This is a genomic window from Beduini sp., assembly GCF_047239305.1.
Classification (GTDB): Bacteria; Bacillota_I; Bacilli_A; order Erysipelotrichales; family Coprobacillaceae; genus Beduini.
The window spans coordinates 94,239-116,532 of the sequence record NZ_JBKTEM010000003.1; the positions used below are offsets into that span (position 1 = coordinate 94,239).

Annotated in this window: 13 protein-coding genes; 11 read left to right on the forward strand and 2 right to left on the reverse strand. The window is 36.1% G+C overall.

Going from position 1 to position 22,294, the window contains the following annotated elements; genetic code table 11:
* Positions 1-345 precede the first annotated feature (345 nt).
* The 7 genes from ACLRVU_RS06770 to ACLRVU_RS06800 all read left to right on the forward strand — a co-directional run bounded on the left by ACLRVU_RS06770 (position 346) and on the right by ACLRVU_RS06800 (position 15,240).
* The gene (locus ACLRVU_RS06770) at positions 346-2,175 is read left to right on the forward strand and encodes a hypothetical protein (RefSeq protein WP_412891269.1); all 1,830 of its coding nucleotides are present in this window, start codon (positions 346-348) and stop codon (positions 2,173-2,175) included.
* Positions 2,165-2,845 carry a response regulator transcription factor gene (locus tag ACLRVU_RS06775; protein WP_412891270.1) on the forward strand — a complete coding sequence of 227 codons (681 nt, stop codon included), beginning with the start codon at positions 2,165-2,167 and terminating at the stop codon, positions 2,843-2,845. The genes ACLRVU_RS06770 and ACLRVU_RS06775 overlap by 11 nt, the downstream gene beginning before the upstream one ends.
* Positions 2,846-2,859: 14 nt before the next feature.
* On the forward strand, positions 2,860-4,746 hold the full coding sequence (locus ACLRVU_RS06780; RefSeq protein WP_412891271.1) for an ATP-binding protein: 1,887 nt from the start codon (positions 2,860-2,862) through the stop codon (positions 4,744-4,746).
* 139 nt (positions 4,747-4,885) lie between these two features.
* Positions 4,886-11,623, forward strand: coding sequence for a hypothetical protein (locus tag ACLRVU_RS06785; RefSeq protein WP_412891272.1), 6,738 nt, complete (start codon positions 4,886-4,888; stop codon positions 11,621-11,623).
* Between the two features lie 63 nt (positions 11,624-11,686).
* Positions 11,687-12,259: a bactofilin family protein gene (locus tag ACLRVU_RS06790; protein ID WP_412891273.1), complete on the forward strand. Its 573-nt coding sequence runs from the start codon at positions 11,687-11,689 to the stop codon at positions 12,257-12,259.
* Positions 12,260-12,280: 21 nt separating this feature from the next.
* Positions 12,281-14,863, forward strand: coding sequence for a YDG domain-containing protein (locus ACLRVU_RS06795; RefSeq protein ID WP_412891274.1), 2,583 nt, complete (start codon positions 12,281-12,283; stop codon positions 14,861-14,863).
* A 116-nt stretch (positions 14,864-14,979) separates the two neighbouring features.
* Positions 14,980-15,240 carry a hypothetical protein gene (locus ACLRVU_RS06800; RefSeq protein ID WP_412891275.1) on the forward strand — a complete coding sequence of 87 codons (261 nt, stop codon included), beginning with the start codon at positions 14,980-14,982 and terminating at the stop codon, positions 15,238-15,240.
* Positions 15,241-15,252: 12 nt separating this feature from the next.
* Here ACLRVU_RS06800 and ACLRVU_RS06805 read toward each other — a convergent pair whose 3' ends face one another.
* A complete protein-coding gene (locus tag ACLRVU_RS06805) occupies positions 15,253-15,483 on the reverse strand; it encodes a hypothetical protein (protein WP_412891276.1) in 231 nt (76 codons plus the stop codon).
* 711 nt (positions 15,484-16,194) lie between these two features.
* Between ACLRVU_RS06805 and ACLRVU_RS06810 the strand changes: the two genes are divergently transcribed.
* The 4 genes from ACLRVU_RS06810 to abc-f all read left to right on the forward strand — a co-directional run bounded on the left by ACLRVU_RS06810 (position 16,195) and on the right by abc-f (position 21,515).
* The gene (locus ACLRVU_RS06810; RefSeq protein ID WP_412891277.1) at positions 16,195-17,439 is read left to right on the forward strand and encodes a glutamine synthetase family protein; all 1,245 of its coding nucleotides are present in this window, start codon (positions 16,195-16,197) and stop codon (positions 17,437-17,439) included.
* Between the two features lie 9 nt (positions 17,440-17,448).
* Positions 17,449-18,027: an ANTAR domain-containing response regulator gene (locus tag ACLRVU_RS06815; protein WP_412891278.1), complete on the forward strand. Its 579-nt coding sequence runs from the start codon at positions 17,449-17,451 to the stop codon at positions 18,025-18,027.
* Between the two features lie 12 nt (positions 18,028-18,039).
* Positions 18,040-19,647: a CTP synthase gene (locus ACLRVU_RS06820; RefSeq protein WP_412891279.1), complete on the forward strand. Its 1,608-nt coding sequence runs from the start codon at positions 18,040-18,042 to the stop codon at positions 19,645-19,647.
* Between the two features lie 281 nt (positions 19,648-19,928).
* Positions 19,929-21,515, forward strand: coding sequence for a ribosomal protection-like ABC-F family protein (abc-f, locus tag ACLRVU_RS06825; protein ID WP_412891280.1), 1,587 nt, complete (start codon positions 19,929-19,931; stop codon positions 21,513-21,515).
* Between the two features lie 233 nt (positions 21,516-21,748).
* Here the strand turns inward: abc-f and ACLRVU_RS06830 are convergent.
* The coding region (locus tag ACLRVU_RS06830; protein WP_412891281.1) for an InlB B-repeat-containing protein at positions 21,749-22,294 on the reverse strand (546 nt) is incomplete at its 5' end.

The window sequence follows — 22,294 nt, forward strand, 5'->3', positions numbered from 1 at the left end:
TTATCAACTTCTGATAACGTCAATAAACTTCTTTATTGTAACTATTATGTTGTAATCAGGTTACTGTATATCTTCTATCCTAGTAATAAAAGTGAACTTATATACGATTGCGACTTATCATAAGTTTTAAAATAACTTAATAATACATATTTTTCACTAAATATAGGGGAATTATATTAAAGATACATGAAATAATAAGAAGATTTTTCTTGTTTTTTACTAAGTTGACAATAAGCGACATATCAAGGTAAAATTGAAACGTAGATACATTAAAGCAATATCTGTTATTCATATGCTAGAGACGAGCCATGATATCTAACAATACAGATGGAAGGGATAAAGAGAATGAAAAAGGTAGCGATGTTTTTAGTTTCTTTACTATTTGTTTTTCCAATGCAGATAATCAATGCGAAAGAGACGATACAATACGGCAATACACAAGAAGAGTTATTTGCTTGGTATATGGATGACAATGCAGTTTCAACTTTTGTTCTTACCTCTGATCTGGTGATTGATAATGCGGAGTTTTGTGATTTCAGATTTCCTTCACAAACTAAAACAATTAATACACTAAATTATTCTCTTATTCTTAAAGCAGAGGGATCTTTCGATGACCCTTATTTAAAAATTATTGGCGATGGATTAGATATAAATGGAAACAGTCATCCGGTACTTTGGCTGGACAGTGAATCTTCAACGCAGTATTACAATACACAGATTACTTATCTGAATGTTACAGCGACAAAAGGGGATGCGGTTTATATAGGAAAAGATCAGGAACTGGATATTGAAGGGGCTTATAATCGTGATTTCCCTATTGTCTTTATTGCGTCTCGCTATGCGATGTTATATGAATCCTGCTATGACGTTTTTTTTGAAACAACCAAATGGGAGACAGATGGGGAGAATGCAATTTTGATGCTGCCGAACCCAAATCGAGATAAAAATGAATTTTCGTTATCTTTTTGTGAAATTAATCATTTAAACAATTTAGATCAGTTTGATATATTTGAATATTCCTATATCAATGAAACATGGATGAATGACAATGCAATCGCAGCCGATCAGATTCATGAAGGGATTCTTGAATTAGATGAGGAGCTTGCACCTTGTTATGTTACCGATATGAATGATTTTGATGTTGATTCTATTTCGAAGGCTTCCATTTACTGGGAAGATATCGATGTCAATTGGGATCTGTCACAGTTTGATTTGCAGTCTAAGAATAATATCATCAAAGGCAAACTGCTGATTAATCCTCGCTTTCTTCCTTTGATCAAATCGGATTTAGTTTTAGAGGTGCATGAGATTGTACCGGAACCGATCGACAATCTGGATATTTCACTATGCCTTTTTTATAATGAGACTTATCATGTTCGCTTCAATATGTCTTATCCTGTTAACTACACAGGTGCCAGTTTTGAAGTGTCGATGGATAATGTCCGTTTTAAAAAATATAAGGATGATCTTGAGTGGTATTTAGCTTCGGCTTATGATACTTCTTATACGGCTTATGTGGATTATGAAATTCCCGCTGTCAGTTCTCTTTTACTGGACAAGACCTACTATTTTAGAGTGAATATCACCGGTGGGATAAGAGAAGGCTACAGCAATACAATAAAGTTTGAAAATGGAGTATGGGAAAACATGATTCCCGAAGTCCCGAAGGTACCAGAGGAAGAAGTAAAACCGCCTGTTGAGGTGCCTAATGGTGATACTAATTCACCGAATATAACCGATAAATCGGAAGAAGATGAGCCGGAAATTGAAGTAGGGGATCCCGATGGGAACGGCGGGCACCGCGGGGATCAGAATCGTGATGACGTGCCTGAGCAGGAAGATGAAATTATTATTGAACCTGAACAAATCGAAGGATTAGATAAAACCGGAGAAGATATCTTAATGATGATCGGCAATCAAGAATTTATCGTTTCTCATCAAGAGATCAATGCATGGAAGCAGCAGGAAGAAACAGTCACCCTTAGCATTAATGATAAAAATCAGGTAGTCAAAACAAGCCATGACCATCAAGAGATTTTAGAGACGGAGATCATGACAAAAAGTGAAGAAAAGGCAGAGACCACCATGATAAAACCTTTATTAGCGATCGGCGTACCATCGGCTGCGCTGTTAGCAGGACACACATATTTTAGGAGAAAGAAACGTGCAAAATGATATTTTAATGATTGATGATGATCAGGACTTAACCGAAATCGTAGAAATGTACTTGGTAGAGAAAGGCTTTCATTTCCGTAAACTATACCGCGGACGTTTTCTCAATGCAGAAATGGAAAAGAAAATACCTGATCTTATTATCTTGGATATTGAACTTCCTGATCGTGATGGCTTTGATTTATGCCGACAGATTCGCCGTTATGATGAGAATCTTCCTATAATCTTTTTAACCAATCATCATGAAGAAAACAATCGCATTCAGGCTTTTGAGTTGGGCGGAGATGATTTTTTAAGCAAGCCATTCAGCTTAGAAGAACTGCGTTTAAGAGTGATTACCCGTCTTAAAGATAAACATTTACTTAAACAACAGACAAAATTCAAATTTGGAAATCTAATATTGGATATCAGCAATGAAACACTGTCTGTGTTGAATCAATCAACACAATTAACAACCACAGAAATGGATATTTTTCGATTGCTTGCCACACATCCCAATGTTATTTACAGTGAAAAAGAGATTTATTCACAGATATGGGAAGAAAGCTACAATAAAGATACCCGTATGGTAAATGTACACATATCGAATCTAAGAAAAAAGATCGAACAAATAAGTCCAACCCATAAATATATTCAAACGGTGTGGGGGAAAGGATATAAGTATATCGGCTAAAGGAGGCGGTCATAATGAAAAAATATAAATTCATTATTGGGGTCTTCTTTTTTGCGTTTCTTTTCAATATGTTGATTCAAAAGTTTGACAACAAATATACATATAATGATATTGATGCCATCTGTGGGATTGTGGATTATACCACTTCTGACCAAGACCTTCATTTTCTATCGAAGCAATGGGAATTTTATGAAGATTTATTGCTGACACCGGAAACTATCAAGGAGTATAAACCTACACAATATATAGATATTGGAGAGTACGGTGGTTTTGAATTAGGGGATAAGACGAAAAATCCACACGGGCAAGCCACCTATCGACTGCGTATCTTTGAACAGGAAAATAAGGTGGTTACTCTCCAATTGCCGGAGATTTATTCCGCTTATCATCTCTATATTAATGGTCAGCTTGTCTATAAAAGCGGAGAAGTTGAAAAAGAGCGTTATGAGCCTAAAATATTAAGTACGGCTATCACCTTTACAACCCAGTCCTGCAATGAGATTATCATACAGGTAAGCGATTATAATCATTACTACAGCGGGATGATTTATCCAATCGCTTATGGCAGTAATCAGCAAATCAATATCTATCAAAGTGCTCAGACACTGATCAAAGGTTTACAAAGCTTCTTACCCCTTGTGATGGGGATAGTTTGTCTATTTACTTACTTCTTTGCCGGCAGACAAGCAAGAGATGGTTATTTTTCTTTAGTTTGTTTCAGCTATCTATGTTATGTGTTGTATGGAATTATTCATTTATTAATTGTCAATCGTTCCTTTTTATGGTATCGGCTGGAAGATGTCAGCTACTATTTCTTGATTTATTTTGTTGTTCTCCTTGTTTTGTGGCAGTATCAAATTAAAGTGTCTAAGCGTTGGGCAGCTGCAGGAATCGGTATTTTGGCAGTAAGCCTGATTGTTCCTACTTTCTTTATCTCTCAGCGCTATGAGATGATTGTCCTTCTTGGACATATTGGAACAGTCTATAAATATCTTTTTGGTTTCATGATGCTTTATGTGATTTTAAAGCAGGCATCAAAACCGCAAAGTCTTTCATTAAAATGCCTGTCTGCTTTGGTCATCTTCTTTGCGGTCAGTCTATTTATGGATAATACATTCTGGTATGAACCGATTTATTTAGGGTGGGGAAGCGAAATTTCCGGATTTGCCTTGATTGTGTATTTTTCAATTTTAATGGTTAATGAAAAACTTACTTTATACAAGGCGTATAAAAGTCTGACCATTCATCAGGATCAGCTTAAAGACTATATTTTTGATGTTGCCCATGACTTAAAAGCCCCGGCATCTTCTCTATTGGGTTATGTGGAATTGCTGAACAGCGGGATTGCTAAAAAGCAAAATAGGGAAGACTATTTGTTAGATCAGATGGCTAAAAAGGTACAAATTTTATCAAAAAGAATTGCTCTTTTGCAAATATTGGATGTAGATAAAGAATTGTCGTTACATAAAGAAATGGTTTCAGTCAAATCATTATTGATTTCTGTTCAAGACAAACTAGAAGGGCTTTTACTGCAAAAAGGAATGACCTTGGAGATCATCGGGGAGGACTATGAGCTTTATGTGGATCAGGAGAAAATGACGATTTGCATAGAAAATATCATAACCAATGCAATGGAATATGGTGAAAGCAATTGTCCTATTAGGATTGAATTACTTGAAGATGCGATCAGCTATCAAATCAAGATCAGCAATCAGGGAAAAGGCATTGAACAAGCAGTATTGCCACATATTTTTGAACGTCATTATACGACCGGCACTAAGCATCACAGCGGTTTAGGGTTATCAATCTGTAAGAAAATAGTAGAGGCGCATGTGGGAGAAATTGAAGCAGAGTCCAAGGAGGGACAGACAACCTTTTTAATAAAACTGATAAAAAAATAAAGACAGGGTAAGCGATAAAAAGGGTATCCTGTTTTTTAATACCCTATTTTTGCCAATAAATCTTTGAGATTCTTTGAAATTGAGCTTATCCATTATTGATATAATATCCTATAGAGAACTGTATATAGATGGAGGGATCATGATGCAAGAGGAAAACAATAAAAAAGAATTAAGATCATCCCATCATAAAGAGCGAAAACTAGGCTGGCATTTCATGCTGTTTTGTATACGTTACTTCTTTATGCTGGGGATCAGGACACTTAAAAAGTGGATTTTACATTGGATAAAACAGTTAAGTCAAAACTTGCGGGCTCTAAAGCAAAGGGGACAGCGAGCTTTTGCGTTAGTAAAACATATCTTTTTTGTGGAAACTCAGCATTTTAGGGAGTATCGAAAGAAAATGAAGGCATTAAGATATACTGTAAATAAAAATAGAGATATTAAAACAGTATTTTTAAAGCAATATGAAAAGATTCAAGGAATCGCTCATTCTTTTAATAAGAAAATAAGTAAAGAGACAATCAAAAAATATCTGAATCAACTTAAAGAAAATAAATCTTATCGCCATCAAATGATGAGTCGTTCTTTAAAAGGAGGATTAGCGCTGTCCATTGTGATGAGTATGTGTTTGACTACTGTTTCATCTGTACATGCCAAAAGCAAGGTCACACAATTGATCAGTGGAAAAAATACAAGCGGTGATCGTTTTATCGGGGGAAATTATATTGAATTAGGAATCAGCAGTATTGGCTCTTTTGGTTCAGTTGGAAGTGCCCCTTCAAATTTCCATAATACCGACAGTAATTTATTGCCGCAGACGACGAACCGTATTGGAATGATTGCCAATGAAAACGGCTGGTACAGTGGAATGAAATCGAAAACAAATGATTTCTTTATGCCGGGAACGATCGATGAAGGCTGGACTGTAGGGATCAATGGATCAGCTAAGGCATATGCTTCTGCGGCAAATACGGCAACAAGTAAGAAAATCAATATTGATGATAACTTCTCTACGGATTTTATTTATAATGAGAAAAAAGAGGTTATCGGTGCTTTAACGAATGGAACTATTTTTAATAGCAAGATAAAGGTAACACAGGAAGTCTATTTGGGAGTAGACGATCAGCTTTATACGACTAAAGTAAAACTAGAAAACATCAGTGGTGAAGTCTTGAGTGATGTTCGTTACATGCGCTCATTTGATCCTGATCAAAACTCTTTTTCTTCTTATGATACACATAACTATGTTCAAAATGTACCTGGTGTTTCGGCGAAAGTGACAGCTTATGGGAAGATCAATGATGCACCGTTTATTTTCTATGCGGCCGATTCACGAGCAACGGCAGGATATGCATTAAACGGAACCTCTTATGTCTTTGCCTTTAATGATATCTATAATGAAAAAGGCTATATGAAGACAGCTAACAACAGCGATCTAAATGGAACCAGAACCTATATGGATGGGGATATTTTCCTTTATTTTGATTTAGGAACATTAGAAGCAGGGCAGTCTGCTGATCTGACTTACTATTCAAGCTTGGATGCTGATACTAAGATTTCAACAGAGAAAGTCGACGCTAAAGCTGTTGATGATTTTATTGAAGAAACATTATCGGCACCAGAAACGATTACAAAAGATAATATTAAAGAGGAAAAACCAAAAGTAGATGAAGCGAAAGATAAATTTGAAGATTTAAGCACAGATGCAAAGGACTATGTCAGCGAGGATTCAAAAACTAAACTTGAAGAAGCAGAGAAAAAAGTAGATGGTATTGTAAAAGAGGAGTATTTGGATCCATTGCTTGATGCCATTTCAAAACTGCCGGATTCTAAAGAAGATCTGACAACGGTAGATGACCTTAAAAAGGTAGAGGATGCCGCCGAATTAAATGATAAATATGAGGAATTAGTAACTAAGGAGGTTGAAGGCAAAAAAGAGGATACTTGGCTTTCACCGGATAAATTTGACACTGAGGAGGCCTATAAGGAAGCATTGGATGCCTTGGCAAAACTAGAAAATTTAACTAAAGATACGCCTTCATCAGAAACTGTCCGCAGTTACCGTTTGACCTTTAATGTTACAGGAGAACAGACCGGAACTTATTTTGTTGATGTGATCGAAGGGAAGAACTATACTTTTAAATTACTATTATCCGATCATCAGCGATTAGAAGTCACCAGTGCTAATGCCAATGTGTTAGGAACGGATGAGGTTGCCGTGACTAATGTTTTGGCGGATAAAACAATTGATATAAAGGTAACTAACACTGTAAAAGATCTATTATTAGTTAACCTTTTAAAAGTGATTGATACAATTACCGTTCCATCAGGAACAGCCAGTGAAACGGTATTAAAATATTTAACCGAAGGAAGCACTATTGATGACAGCATCACCTTTGCTTTTCCCGATTTTATCAGTGATCTGCTTTCATTAAACGGTATCGAAGTAAAAATCACTAAGATGTATGCTTCACAATATGATACAGAACAAACCTTTACCCTTACCTTATCAAGAGATGGTGAGAGTGTATCTAAAAAGATAAAAGTTATTTTTGAAGGGGACGATACCGCACCAAATATTACGCTTTTAACTTCTTTGGAGGAGTTGGAAGCCCCGGCTGTTTCTAAGACCTTAAAATTTAAAGTCAGTGATGTCGGAACCGGAATCAAAAGCAGTACCTTACAGGTAAAAAGCTATTTAAACCCAGCAAAAGATTATCCTTTAACGGGTTTAGGAGACGGTGTTTATACGTTTGATGTGGATACATCGGATGGTTATGAAATATCGGTGGAAGACTATGCCGGCAATCATTCCAGCGCTGTTTATACAGTCAATTCCATCGATAAAACACCGCCGGAGATCGAGGGTGTTGCCGATTATGGAGAATATTATTTACAGCACCGCATTGTCATAAAAGATCAGAATTTAAAGTCAGTCACGATGAACGGAGCGACATATACAAACTTCGTTACGAATGAAGAAGGTTTAAAAACGCTGACTTTAGAAGCAAAAGATAAGCAGTCGTATACGATTGAAGCAACTGATGGAGCAAATAATTCGCAGATGACTTTTAAGATTGTTGAAACGCCTGCTGATCCGGAAGCATTGAATGAAGCTATTAAAAAGATGCGAGATGAATTAGTTGGACAACAAACCGTTTTGAGTATGGAAGAATACAATGCACTAGATGCCCAAATCATGCTTAAAGAACAAAACATTAATATGTTAATCATTCAAGGCTATGAAAGTGAGTTAATTGGATTAAAGGCAAGCTATCCAGCCCTTGTATATAATGATCGTGGTCAGTTTGACATCTTATTAGAGAAAGTCAACAACGGAGCGAATTATTATGGAAAATTAACAAAAGAAGTCAATGTCAGAAGAGAAAATCTGATCAAAGAGATCAATGACTATCTTCAGCCATTGCGAGATGAAATAAACAAAGTGACAGGCATTCATCAAGCATTAGATCGTTATTCTGCTCTAACTATTGGCAGTAAGGATAAAGGAACCATCGAAGCGTATCAGAAGCAGTTAAATGAAATAAATACCAGTCTGCTTGAATCAGGAAGCGGCAATCCGACTCTATTAGAAGCACAGACGAAAGTCACACAGCTGATTGAAGCGATTAATGCATTATCCAATGTCATTACAGCTTTGGAATCACCAATTAAGTCACTCACTGCAGAAAATATTAAGTCAAGTGATAAAGCTGTCGTTGAAGACGTCATCGCACAAGTCAAGGCTTATCAAATAACCGGTGAAAATCGTTTAAGTGTCGAAGATAAAGGAATTTTAGAGGCAATGCTGATTCGTGCCGAGGCTTTGTTGACACGTATTAAAGAGGTCACGAAAACCTTTAGTGAAAATACGGCGATTATCGAGCAAATCACCGTCGATACAGTAACTTTGGAATCTTATCAGCAAGCTAAATCAGCCTATACCAAATTAGAAGAGCTGCGCCCAAACTTAACGAGTGAGGAGACAGCTAAACTGACAAAGCTAAAAGAACATCTTGATGCTTTGAAAAATAAAGTCGATTTGGATTCTATTGCAGACATTGACAGCACGATCAGAGATTTGAGTGTGGACACTGTAACCGAAGATCAGCGTGTAACGATTACAGAAGTGATTAGCGCTATTGATGAACTGCTTGTTTTACCTGCAACGACAGATAATCAAAGAGTATTATTGAATCAAAAAAGAGCGAATGCACAGGCATTGATTGATCAATTAGATATCATTCAAGGAGCAGTGACACAGGCTGTTGATACATTAAAGAATTATGAAATTGAGAAGGTAAATTCTAATCATTGGTCAGCCATTGAAACTGCTCAGCAGGCAATTCAAAAGGTAAAGACGGACTATTCAAGTCAACTATCCGTATCACAGACCGAAGCCTTGGATTTAGCTTTGGCAAAAGGAGATAATCTCTTAGCAAAAATAGAAGAAGCAGCTAAAAAAATTGAGAAGATCAATCAGGCAGCAGCGATTGATTTAAATACGGTGACATCGACACATCAGCCACTAATTACTGAAGCATTGAGCGCTATATTGGATATTGCGTCCAACTTAACTGATGATGAAGCCGCAAGTATCAGCGGACATCAAGAAAAACTGGAAAACCTTAATGCCAAAATAGAAGAGGTTATTCGTTATTTAAATAAACTGGAAGTATTATCTTCTATTAATATTGAGGATATTACAATCGATATTTTAAAAGAATTTGAGGATATTCAAAAATTAGATTACAGTCAGCATCTGACTTTAGAACAAAAAACAACGATTGATGCTCAGCTTAGCAAGATCGGGGAATTAACTCAGCAATTAGATAATATTGATGATGCTATTTTATACATTGAGAATCAGTTGTCTGGGATCACCTTATCCAATATTAAAACAAGTGATGAAACACAGGTATTATCTGCACAGACTGCATTGAATGCATTTCCTTATGCTCAGGAAATACTGACTGTCAGCCAAAAAGAGCGACTAACAAGACTGGAAGAAAATATCTCTGACTTTATCGTAAGGATAAATACACTTAATGAGCAGTTAACCACAATCGAAAATCTACTTCAAAATTTAACGGAAACAACCGTTAAAACAACCGATGCAGACGCTGTTGCTTTAGCAAAAGAGAAAATAACTAAAATGCTGGATAATGCTAAAGATAACCTTCTGGTAAGTCAAATAAATCACTTAACAGATAATTTGAATAATAAAATTCCTGTCTTGGAAGCGAAGATTAAGGCAGCAAACGATGCATTGAAGGCAGTTGAAGATGCCTTAGCCGGATTTGATTCAAGCATTTTTAGTCAGGCTTATCAGATGATGGCAGGCTCAGGCGGTATTAATTTTGAAAATGTCAATTTAGAACACGAATCTCTGGTAAATCAAGCCATTACAACTATTGAAGAAGCCTTGCTGAATACTTCGTTAAGTGATAGTGTAATCGAACAACTAAATCATCAGTTAGGAGTCTTAAATCAGTTAAAAGGCTGTATTCAGGATATCCAACTTCAAATGAATACGATTCACCATTGTTTAGAGAATATTTCAGCTAAAGATGTAACCAGTGAGGATCAGAATAAAATCGATGAAGTGAAAAAGGCGATTGATCAGATGGAAAATAACTATCAGACCAATATGAATGACGATCAAAAAGAAAGCATTGCCAATGAAAAAACAAAGATTGAATCTTTGGAAAATATTCTTCAGCGTGTTGAAGAGGCACTATCCAAGGTAGAAGAAGGATTAAATGGTTATAATGAATCAACTATAAAAGAAACCGATCTGGAAACGATTAAGAAGATTGAAGATCAGATTGCTGCTGTTAAAAAAGAATGCAGTCAGAATTTATCCGATAATGAACAAACACAGTTAAAAGATCACCAAACAACGATTGATCAATTGGAAAACAAAATAGAAGTCTTACAAAAAGAATTGCAGGCGATAGAAGAAGCAATCAAAGACTTGACTGAGGATAACGTTGTAATTAGTGATAAAGATAAAGTGGATGCGATTGCGGATAAAATTGAAACAGTACACAACGATTATCAAAATAATCTGACTGAAAAAAATAAGACAGACTTAAAAAAACAAAGTGACAAAGCAGAGACTTTGCTTACTAAAATCGAAGCCTGCATAAAATTAAATGAACAGTTAACACAGTTAGATTCGCTTGATTTTAATACTGCTGAATCAATGGAACAGCTAAAAGAATGGATCAATCTTTATGAGCAGTTATCATCACAACAGCAGGCTCAGTTTGATGAAAATAAAATTAATTACTACTGTGACATGATTCAATACGGATTAATAGATGAAATCAAAAATGAAGATGTAACGATTAGAGGAGTAAACGGAACAAAATTTATTAACGGCACAAAGCTTCACATTAAAGATGTCTTTAATAAGCTGGATACTAACACCAGCCAGCAGCTGAACAATAGACTGAATGAGCATTTTAATGGGTATGAATTAATCGCTTTATATGATATTCATTTAACTTATAAAGATGTATTGATTCAGCCAAATGGCATGGTTACTATTATATTGAAAATATCGGGAAATATCGATCAGTATGAAGCTATTAAGGCGGTTTATGTCAACGCCAATGGAGATGTAGTGGAATATCCATTTATCATTAAAGATGGATTCATCTATATTGAAACCAATCATCTCAGCTATTATGGCATTATCGCTAAAGCAAAAAAGATATTAAGTGACAATTCAATAGATATTTCCCAAAATGAAACACAAAATGAAGTGGTGGATACATCGGACAATACACTGATAAACGCTTATGCACTGATGGGACTTATTTCTCTTGGAGCTGTAGTGTGGCTGGAAAAGAAGAAATATTTAAGATAAAAAACAATAGGAAGGGATCTTTCCCTTCCTGTCTAATAAAGAGATAGAAGAGGAGCAGATAAGATGGATAAATTTAACGATTTTAAAAATAAATTAAAGGATCGCTATTTTGATGAAGAAGATCAAGTCAAAGAAAACATACGTGAAATCAAAGAAATAAAAGAGATAAAAAGAGACGACCCAAAAATAGAAATCAAAAAAGAAATCGCGATTACCAGAAAACCTTCGATTATCTCTGACGGGACAGTGATTAACGGAAGCATCAACGACGGATATGATTTAGAAGTGCAGGGAAAAATTATGGGGGATGTCATGATTCAGGGACGACTTACAGTAAATGGCGGAGAGATTGTTGGGAATGTTCATGCGGAAAGCGTGGGTTTAAATCATTCTAAGATCAAAGGGAATATTGAATGTCAATCCACCCTGAATGCGACTGCAAAAAGTTATATTGTTGGAATGATTATTGCTCAGGAAGTGGTCTTAGATAGTCGCTGTAAAGGAAATGTACATATCGCTGGAAAGCTTCATCTCATGAAAGAAGCAAGTGTAGAAGGAGATATTGAAGCAAAACAAATTATTGTGGAGGAAGGGGCTTTGATCGACGGTAATGTTAAAATGCTTAAAGGAAAATAACTTAGGAAAGAAGGGGAGGGTATGTTTAAAGGAAGAAGACTTAAAGTAAGATATGCGACGATTTTAATGGGCTGGTGGTTGTTGATTGCCGTTGTATCAGCCTGCTTTAACAGAATGTTTTCTTTTGGTATGTTTTTGGTCTATCTGACGTGCTTTGTAAGATATTATAAAAGATATTCTATTTTTTCAAAATATATAAAACCCATTATAGAACATACTATTCATCATTTTAGAGTGAAGCATGATTTTTCTGTCGTTTTACTGCGTGTAAGAAAAGCAGGTCTGTTTATCATGATCTTTGCATTGCTGGCAGCGCCTAATGGGCATTGGGATTTAAAGGTCTCCGCACTGACCACATTGACAGTCAAACAGAATCAAGTAATTACAAAAGAGTATGATAATACTGTCAATTACACATTACAAAAGGAAGATTATGTCTTGCAGGGAGTAGATCCCGGCGATGATGTCTCACTAGCAGCAACAGCAGCTTTTAACAATGAAAATGTTTATTTAGCTAATCAAGTGGAATTAACAGATTTATCATTGACAGGCAAAGATGCCGGAAAATATCAGCTTTCTGTTTCATCTGCTACTTTTGAAGGAAAATTGACTCCTAAACCCAATGTACTGCGTTGGAATGAACAAAGTGAATATGAGTACACAGGCAGAGCACAGTTTATTTCACCAATGTATTATGAATCCCTCTTTTGGGCACAACAAGGTCTTGTAGCTGATTCAAGTTTAATTCCCTATGAGGTGTATAAGGGAGAAGAGCGTGCAAGCTTTGAGAAAGTGGGAACCTATGAATTTCGAGTTTTGATGGACGAAGTGCAAAAGGATATGAACACTTTCTGGGATATGGAAAATTATGATTTTAGCGGCTCACAGTTCAGCAAAGAATATAAGATTGTCGGAAAGTCTTTAGAAATGTCAATGGTTCAGGGATTCAATGATCGTTATGAACACACCGGAGGGAATTTCTATACTCCTTTTACATTGGTAAGTGGGGATACTACGTTAAGATATGGAACGGATTATACTATACATAGTAGTCCCGATAACTCTACCGCAGGACAAAAGACGTTGACAGTAACTGGAATCGGTGCTTATGAAGGCTCTGTATTAGAATTGAATTACGAAGTTTATTATGCTGAATACGAAGGCGATTTAATGCCTGCGGAGGGCAGAAATGAAAATGGCTTTTATCACGAGGATTTCACACTGGATGCAGGAAGTGACTGGCTGTCTGCAACACCGGATATCATCTCTGCCAAACATACTTTCACGATTAGTGAAGAAGGTATTGACCAGCCGCTGACACTTTATTATATTCAGGCAAGTGATCATAAGATTTTAGAAGTTCATCTTGTATATAGCTTAGATAAGACAAAACCGGAATTATCGGGAATACAGAATGATGAAACTTATTATGTAAATCAGGTGGTAGAGGTAAAAGACTTAGCCTTTGATTATTTTATGATTAATGATAAGTTAGTTTATGCAGATACATTCTTAATCGAGATTGAAAATGAAAGCTCTTATGCCTATCTCTATGAATTGAGAGGTGTAGATAAGGCGGGAAATGAGTCCGATGTTCTGATCTATAAAACAAAAGCATTAAGAACGATACTGGATTCATCATTAGCTGATTATAATGTCGAGTTAAACGATAAAGATATAATTGAAAAAGCAATCGATACCTATAATAAAATAGACATTGAGGATGCAAGCGATCAACAGATTGAGGAATTGAAGAAACTAAAGAACAAAGCACAAGGAATGCTTAACACTATAGAAGAAGTTTTAGCTATGGAGAATACATTGAAAGATGTCATAGTAAAAGAAGAATATACTTCAGCAGAAAAAGAGATATTAAGACCAGTCATCGATCAGTATGAAGCATTAACAGGACATCAGCAGTCTTTAATCAATAAAGATTTATTTGATAAAATAAATAAGATTATTAACATAATCAGAACAGATCATTTGGTAAATTTTGAATATGGATTTACAGTAAGCGGAAAATATGGAACTGATTTTGATGCGGACACTGTTCTTATGGTAGAAGAGGTGACATCAAAAGTCGGGCAAACAGTAGGGACAATGATCAATAATAGCTTGCTGAATAATCAGGAAGTAAAAGATATTTACGATATCCATCTTTTATTAGATGGAAAAATAGTGAAACCGGACGGAATGGTCATTGTTAAAATTCCTCTGTCAAAAGAACAACAGGAGTATCAGAATTTGTTGTTAATGCATATCGGTGATGATAACCGCATGCAGTTTGTTCATTATGAACGTGAAGGGGATACGCTTGTATTTGAAAGCAGTCATTTCTCTTATTATGCGATTATCGGCAATAAATCAGATACAGGGGAGGAGAAGCCAATTAATCCAAATCTAAACCAGCCGGAAGCACCGGATGAAAACCAATCCCCACCTCAGATTCCACAGGAGGATTCAACTCCTCTGTCAGCAGCAGTCAAACAGGAAACAAGCGGTATAGCGGATACAGGAGATTTTACTGCACTTAATCTATATATTATGCTGATAGGTATGTCTTTATTGGCTTTGGTGATGATTAAGAAAAAGAAAGTATAATAGACAGGTGTTTGCCTGTCTTTTTATGGAAAATAAATTCTTTTGTCTAAATTCCTATTCCTATAGGTCAATTTTATAAATTATGGTAAAATAGATAGAGAAGGTGAGAAGATAATATGCTGAATTGGTTCTTTACAGATTTATTTTCCAGCTATGATCAAGATCAGATTGCGGAAATGGTTCGTATCTTAAACGATTATGGTATTAAGACGAAAGTGGGGATTGAATCCGGTCAGATGGGAATGCCGAATACATTTTCCAGTTATTCGAATCCTTCACCATTAGATTATGATGACGGACAATTTTCCAAGATGTATACACTCTACGTTAAAAAGAAAGATATTGTTAAAGCAAAAGAATTACTCTCAATAAAATAAACCCTCACGGGTTTATTTCACATCTTGAAGCATCGTTTCTGCATAATATAATGTCTGCCAGTCTAAATCGGGGAATAACTGAGGATCTAATTCAATAAAATCAGCATCCTCCCATTCTCCTAATTCCACATCTAAAGTGGGTTTATCTTTACAGATAAACGTTCTGCCGTTTTGATCACGGGTAATACAGACAGTTTCTTTAAAAGCACTTAAAAAGTTCTTTTGACGCTCATTTAATTGCATATACAGCCTCCTTATATAATTACTAATATTATGTTCTAAAGAGGTTGTTTTATTCGTAAGATACACTGGTTTAGTAAGAGAATAGATGCATCTTTGGTTTATCAGCTAAAAGATTTGAAATCATGGAACGAAGTTGGCAAAATACAGTTATATTTACAGAACAGTCACATTGACAACAAAATAAAACAAAAGAGTGAGAGCTTAGATTCATCAAGCGTGATTAAAATAATACGAGAATTAAATAACAAATAGAAAACTGCATTGCAGTTTTTTATTTTATCTCTTTAGACAAATGTTCTTACATCATATTTTCATTAAGTACCATCGTATTAAAAGTCTCTTTAATCTTTCTCATTGTTGTTCCTTCTTATTGGTTTATACAAAAAATAAGGGGGATATATCTAACATCCTTGTTTTCCTTGTCTGCGTTATGGTCTGTCAATCCTTTTTATTGATTGTCTGATTAAACAAAATAAGGAGGATAATATCGTTAAAATAGGGTAAATTTAAAGTATCGGACATAAAGCTCAATGAATATGTCAAAAAATAATAAAAGCATGGATTTAACAAAGTTTTTTCTTGACATTTAATACGCTATTCCCTATTATATTTCTGTGTTATACAGAACAAAGGCGTTCTTATATGTGGATAAACATCGTGTTTTTATTGTCCCATTAAGAGCGCTTTTTCATTTGTGAAGGAGGAAAGTATATGAACCATACCATTCAGGAAATATTAGAATTTATAGAAGAGCACGATGTTAAATTCATTCGTCTAGCTTTTTGTGATCTGTTAGGGAATCAAAAAAATATTTCGGTAATGCCTCGTCAGCTGCCACGTATTTTTGAAGAAGGTATTTTATTTGATGGCAGTGCGATTGCCGGCTTTGGCAGGATCGAAGAATCAGATTTACTTTTAATGCCGGATTCTTCTACGTTTGATATTTTGCCTTGGCGACCGCAAAATGGCAGCGTTATTCGTTTTTTCTGCAGTGTTCATTATCCGGATAAGACTCCTTTAGAAGTCGATTGCCGCAGTCTTTTAAAGCAGCGTTTAACAAAAGTAAAGCAAGAGGGATATCAGGTATTATGTGGGACAGAATGTGAATTCTATCTCTTTAAAACCGATGAACAAGGCAACTGTACATGGATTCCTCATGATCAGGGCGGCTATTTTGATGTGGCGCCGCTGGATAAAGGCGAAGATATCCGCCGCAATATCTGTCTGACCTTAGAAGAGATGGGAATTGAACCTGAAAGCTCGCATCATGAACAGGGTCCCGGACAACATGAGGTAGATTTTCAATATCGTGATGGTTTGACTGCCTGTGATCAGCTGATTACATTTAAATGGGCAGTTCAAACAATTTCTGAATTACATGGTTTATATGCTTCATTTTTACCTAAGCCGATTGAATCTGCAAGCGGGAACGGACTGCATATTAACTTATCACTCTATCGAAACGGTAAAAATAGTTTTCAATTCGATCAACCGGAGTTACTGAAACACTTTATTGCGGGAATCTTAGCTCACAGTAAAGAAATGGCATTGTTTTTAAATCCGGACATTAATTCGTATCGGCGTTTAGGAGAAGATAAAGCACCTAAATATGTTTCTTGGTCACATTCGAATCGCACGACCTTGGTACGTGTTCCAAGAGTGGAAGATCGTTTAGTTCGCTGTGAAGTGCGAAACAGTGATCCTTTATGCAATCCATATCTGGCAGTCAATCTATTGGTTGCATCTGGGATGGATGGCATTGAAAATAAGCTGGAGCTGATGGACGAATGTACCAAGAATTTAGAAATCAATCAGAGTGTCTTGGACACTTTGCCCAGAACTTTAGAAGAAGCGATCAATATCGCTAAAAACAGTGAATTTATAAAACAAACCCTCCCTTCATCCCTGATTGACTACTATGTCGAAAGCAGAACTCAGTTATTACATAAGAAATAAGGTTATTTGATGCTGAAGATACTTATCTGTACAACAAAAACAGATCGTTTTATGCAGTTAAAAGCGATCGTTCAAGAGCTTTATCCAAGTGAAGTCATCTTGGCGAAATGTAAGGAAGAGGTTACTAAAAGTATAATGCTGCATTCCATTGATACAGTGCTGATCGATCTCCCGTTTACCTCTGATCAGCATGAAATAGCGTATGTATTAAAACTGCTCAATCGCTATCCGGATCTGAATATTTTGTTGCTTTTAGCAAGCAAGTATGTGTATTCGGTTCGAGAAAGGGTAGAAAAATACGGTGTATTTGTGATAAGCAAGCCGGTGCAAAAGGAGATTTTGGCACAGCTGCTGTCATTTTTAAGAGCGAATTCTTTTCGCTTTCAGAATTATCTAAAAGAACAGAAAAAATTAAAAAATAAAATAGCGGAAATAAAATTAGTGGATCTGGCGAAATGCTTACTGATGGAAAATGAATTCTTGACGGAAGCAAAGGCTCATCGTTATATTGAAAAAACGGCAATGGACGAACGAAAAACAAGAAAACAGATTGCCACTGAAATTATTCAGCGCTATCAAAGTATTTAGAAAGGATCTTATATGTGTAAATTTATATTTGTAAGCGGCGGCGTGGTTTCGGGATTAGGAAAAGGAATCACTGCCGCTTCTTTAGGAAGATTATTAATAGCCAGAGGAATTAAGGTCAGTGCACAGAAGCTTGATCCTTATTTAAATGTTGACCCGGGAACAATGAGCCCCTTAGAGCATGGCGAAGTCTTTGTCAGCGAAGATGGGGCAGAGACGGATTTGGATTTAGGACATTATGAACGTTTCATGGATGTTAATTTAAATAAATACAGTAATATTACCAGCGGAAAAGTCTATCACCATGTGATTAGCAAGGAAAGAAAAGGAGAATTTTTAGGACAGACGGCACAGGTGATTCCTCATATCACTAATGAGATCAAGCGAAATATTTATTTAGCGGCAAAGCAAAGTGAATGTGAAGTCTTGATTTGTGAAGTAGGAGGAACAGTCGGAGATATAGAAAGTCAGCCCTTTTTAGAAGCTATTCGTCAGATCATTCAGGAAAAAGGAAAGCAGGACTGCTTATATATCCATGTGACACTAGTCCCTTATTTGAAAATGAGTAAGGAATTTAAGTCTAAGCCAACTCAGCATTCAATTAAAGAGCTGCAGTCTTATGGAATCATGAGTGATATACTGATTGCCCGCAGCGAGATGCCACTGCCTTCATCGATTTGCCGTAAAATTTCTCAGTTCTGCAACATCGAAGAAAGATGTGTCCTCAACAATTATGATGTGTCCTCTTTATATGAAGTGGTACCAATGCTTGAAGAAGCGCATTTAGCCGATATTGTCTGCGAAAAACTGCATTTAGATCCACAAATTGTTGATTTAAAGGAATGGCAGCAGTTAATTGAACGTGAAAAGAATGTTAAAGAATCAATTAAAATTGCGATGGTCGGAAAATATACGGAACTTCATGATGCTTATTTATCTGTGGTAGAATCTTTGCATCATGCCGGTACCGCTAATGATTGTAAAGTGGAAATTAAATGGGTGGATAGTGAAGCCATCACAGATGAAGCCTCGCTTTCTGTTTTTGAAGACTGTCAGGGAATCCTAATTCCCGGTGGTTTTGGTTATCGTGGAATCGAAGGAAAGATCAAAACAGCACAATATGCCCGCACGCATCATATTCCTTATTTCGGGATTTGTTTAGGAATGCAGATTGCCTGTATTGAATTTGCCCGTCATGTCCTAAATTACACAGATGCAACCTCGAGTGAATTTCAGACAAAAAGTGATCATTATGTCATTGATGTCATGGAAGATCAGAAGAATGTGGAAAATAAAGGCGGAACAATGCGTTTAGGCGCTTATCCATGCCATATTCAGCCTAACAGCCGTTTAGAAGAAATTTATCAGCATTCTGATATTATGGAACGTCATCGCCATCGCTATGAATTTAATAATGCTTATCGTTCATTATTTGAAGAAGCTGGAATGGCTATTGTCGGAACTTATCGTGATGGAGAGAATGAATTGGTTGAAGCAGTTGAATTAAAGGAGCATCCATTCTATGTAGCGGTTCAATTCCATCCGGAATTCAAGAGCCGTCCTAATCGTCCGCATCCCATATTTAAAGCATTTATCAAAGCAGCAAAAGCCATGTCTCAATAGAGAGATGGTTTTTTCATAAAATAAAGAGAATCAGTAGGCAATGCCTGTCATCTGTGATAAAGTGAAGATAACATTAGATAGATGGAGGTGGTCAACATGATTCTAGGTTATATCTGCCGTAGAGTCGAAGGCACTCAGCTTCGTACAGAGTCTGTAAAATAGGCTAGACGATAAGAAGAGAATTCCTCTTCTGTACGAAGCGATGATTAAAATCGTCTAATCCTATTCCTTTTAGGCTCTGTTTATTTTAAGAATCAAACTAAAATAAAGGAGCAAATAAAATGATAGAAATAGGAATGCACAAGATATGCAAAAACTTTGGATATAAACAGGTACTGCAAGATGTCAGCTTTGAAATTTTGACCGGTGATCATGTCGGTATTATCGGTAAAAACGGAAGCGGAAAATCGACACTGTTTAAAATGATAATGAAACAGGAATTTCCTGATACAGGGGAAGTTACGATTCGTAAACAGGCAACTATCGGCTATTTGGAACAGATCCCTACAATTGAAAATAAGGATACTACCACAAACGATCTGTTGATGGAATCTTTCTTGGAAATTCAAGAGGTCGAACAGCGAATGCGGGCATTGGAAATTGAAATGAGTCAGGACAGTACCAACGAATCCTTATTAAATAAGTATGCCAACATACAAAATCACTATATCGCTTTAGGCGGATATGAGGTTGAAGAAAAGTTAAATAAAGTCATTACCGGATTTAAGCTGCAAAGCCTTTTAGATCAGCCTTTTTCTTTATTGAGTGGAGGACAAAAGACCGTTGTTAATTTAGCGAAGCTGATTTTGAGTGAGCCGGATATTCTTTTATTAGATGAACCAACCAACCATTTAGATATTGTGATGCTGGAATGGCTGGAAAATTATTTGAATAAATATCAGGGAACTGTCGTGATTATATCTCATGACCGTTATTTCCTAGATCGAGTTACGAATAAAACGATTATTTTGGAAAGCGGGGAGAGTCGTCTGTTTCATGGGAATTATTCTTACAGTATGAAAGAACAGGAACGCTTGTTGCTGCTGGAGTTTGAACAGTATAAAACCCAACAGAAAAAGATAGAAGCAATGAAAGCCTCCATTAAGCGTTATCGTGACTGGGGTAATCAAGGAGACAATGAGAAATTCTTTAAAAAGGCGAAAGAGCTGGAAAAACGTTTGGAAAAGATGGAGGTTCTGGATAAGCCGCAGTTAGAAAAGAAGAAGATACCTGTTTACTTTACCGGAGAGCGAAGCAGCAATGAAGTGTTGAAAGTAACAGACTTCGGTATTTCCTATAGGGATGTAACGTTGTTTAAAAAAGCCAGTTTCACACTTTATTATCAGGAAAAAATTGTGCTGTTAGGAAATAATGGATCGGGGAAAACCTCTTTTATCAAAGCTTTGTTAGGGGATTTAACCGCATATGACGGTGAACTGAAAATAGCCGAAACAGCCAATATTGGCTATATTCCACAGGAAATTCACTTTGAGGATGACCGGGATTCCATTTTGCGAGCATTTCAAAAAGAATGTCCATGTTTTGAAGGGGAGGCCAGAAGCATTTTAGCTCAATATGCTTTTTATAAGGATCAGGTTTTTAAACGTGTGGGAAGTCTATCTGGCGGTGAAAAAGTGCTGCTGAAATTGGCGATCCTGATGCAAAATGAAGTAAATTTCTTGATTTTAGATGAACCGACCAACCATATTGATATTGAAACACGAGAAATTTTGGAACAGGCATTACTGGATTATAATGGAACATTGCTGTTTGTATCTCATGACCGTTATTTTATTGATAAGCTATCAAAACGCAGATTAGAAATAAAAGATGGATTGATCTATGATACATTTATTGAATATGAATAGACGCTACAACAATGTATCCCAGACTGTATGAGTTAAGCAAATTTGCTTAATTTATACAGTTTTTATGTGTACGATTAAAGAAAGTAAAAGAACATAAAAATAAGCATTAAAAGAAAAGTAATTGGTGATTTTGATGTAGCGGTAGAATCATGAATATTGGTTTATTTTTCATACATGTAAATTAAAAAGAACTGATTCTTTTGACGATTCAGAATCAGTTCTTTATTGATAATTTAATTATTTAACGACTTTCTTTTAAAAAATAAATAAAGCATTAAACCACTTGAAAATACTCCGACAACTAAATAAAGTTCTAAATCAGAACGATCTTTTGTATCTACATTTTCATAAGAGTCGTGATTAGGTTGTTGAGGAAGTGTTGGGGGTATAATTCCCTGTTTTATCCATAAAGCATAAAGGGTAGTATCTCCGGTCACTTTATCTGCAGTGAAATCCCATTGCTTAGTTAATTGTTCGTCAATAAACCATCCACCAAATATATATCCTTCTTTAATAGGTGGTGTCGGCTGTGAAAGCAAAGTGCCAAAAGGAATGTCAGTTAACGATGTTATAAGTGTACCGCCATTGCTGTCAAAGTAAACACTATATGTATTAATCGTCCACTGCGCATAAAGCGTGGTATCTGCAGTTACTTGATCAGCGGCAAAATCCCAAGGCTTTGTTAGCTGTTTATCTATGTACCAACCGTTAAATGTATATCCTTCTTTGATTGGTGGTGTCGGCTGTGAAAGCAAAGTGCCAAAAGGAATGTCAGTTAA

Coding starts and splice junctions, on each gene's coding strand:
- abc-f (WP_412891280.1), top strand. CDS start 19,929: ATGATAGAAATAGGAATGCACAAGATATGCAAAAACTTTGGATATAAA.
- ACLRVU_RS06810 (WP_412891277.1), top strand. CDS start 16,195: ATGAACCATACCATTCAGGAAATATTAGAATTTATAGAAGAGCACGAT.
- ACLRVU_RS06795 (WP_412891274.1), top strand. CDS start 12,281: ATGTTTAAAGGAAGAAGACTTAAAGTAAGATATGCGACGATTTTAATG.
- ACLRVU_RS06805 (WP_412891276.1), bottom strand. CDS start 15,483: ATGCAATTAAATGAGCGTCAAAAGAACTTTTTAAGTGCTTTTAAAGAA.
- ACLRVU_RS06785 (WP_412891272.1), top strand. CDS start 4,886: ATGATGCAAGAGGAAAACAATAAAAAAGAATTAAGATCATCCCATCAT.
- ACLRVU_RS06780 (WP_412891271.1), top strand. CDS start 2,860: ATGAAAAAATATAAATTCATTATTGGGGTCTTCTTTTTTGCGTTTCTT.
- ACLRVU_RS06800 (WP_412891275.1), top strand. CDS start 14,980: ATGCTGAATTGGTTCTTTACAGATTTATTTTCCAGCTATGATCAAGAT.
- ACLRVU_RS06815 (WP_412891278.1), top strand. CDS start 17,449: ATGCTGAAGATACTTATCTGTACAACAAAAACAGATCGTTTTATGCAG.
- ACLRVU_RS06770 (WP_412891269.1), top strand. CDS start 346: ATGAAAAAGGTAGCGATGTTTTTAGTTTCTTTACTATTTGTTTTTCCA.
- ACLRVU_RS06820 (WP_412891279.1), top strand. CDS start 18,040: ATGTGTAAATTTATATTTGTAAGCGGCGGCGTGGTTTCGGGATTAGGA.
- ACLRVU_RS06790 (WP_412891273.1), top strand. CDS start 11,687: ATGGATAAATTTAACGATTTTAAAAATAAATTAAAGGATCGCTATTTT.